Annotated in this window: 1 protein-coding gene; it reads left to right on the top strand. The window is 70.6% G+C overall.

What is annotated here, in order from left to right; genetic code table 11:
• Nucleotides 1-41 precede the first annotated feature (41 nt).
• Nucleotides 42-776, top strand: a 735-nt coding sequence (locus AQJ66_RS36630) for a class I SAM-dependent methyltransferase (RefSeq protein WP_061931269.1), incomplete at its 3' end; no start/stop codon positions are given.

Below are 776 nucleotides of genomic sequence, written 5' to 3'. Positions count from 1 at the left end.
TCGGGTTGACCCTCCCCGGCAGGCAGTGCTGGAGTCGGCACGTGGACAGCATCCCCGCCAACCGGCGGCTCTGGAACCGGATCAGCGGCGCCTACCAGCACAAGCACGACCCGCGCATCGGCGCCACACCCCGGCTGTGGGGCATGTACTCCATCCCCGACGCACACCTGCACGCCCTCGGCGACGTCACCGGCAAGCGCGTCCTCGAACTCGGCTGCGGCGCCGGCCAGTGGTCCAGGGCGCTCGCCGCCGAGGGCGCCACCGTGGTCGGGCTCGACCTGTCCGAAGCCCAACTCGCCGCAGCGGCCCGCGCGATGGGAGCGGCCCGCTACCCGCTGGTGCAAGGCGCCGCCGAACAACTCCCCTTCGCCGCCGACAGCTTCGACCTGGTGTTCTGCGACTTCGGTGGGCTCAGCTGGGCGCCCCCGCACCTGGCCGTCCCACAGGCCGCACGCGTCCTGGACCGAGGCGGGCGCCTGGTGTTCAACGTCGCCGGCCCATGGTTCGAAGCCTGCTACGACGAAGCCGCCGGCCGCGTGACCACGACGCTGCAGCAGGACTACTTCGGACTGAACACCATCGCCGAAGACGACGGCGCGACCAGCTATCAGCTCACCTACGGCGACTGGGTCAGGGTCCTGCGCGGCGCGGGTCTCGTCATCGACGACCTCATCGAGCCGCGGCCCGAACGCGGAACACCCAACGGCTACAACGAAACCGACCCACCCGACTGGGCACACCGCTGGCCGGCGGAACTGCTCTGGGTAACCCACAAA

The sequence above is a fragment of the Streptomyces bungoensis genome (genome assembly GCF_001514215.1).
GTDB lineage: Bacteria > Actinomycetota > Actinomycetes > Streptomycetales > Streptomycetaceae > Streptomyces > Streptomyces bungoensis.
The sequence above is the reverse complement of the archived record's forward strand: the minus strand, read 5'-3'. Positions and strand labels throughout refer to the sequence as shown.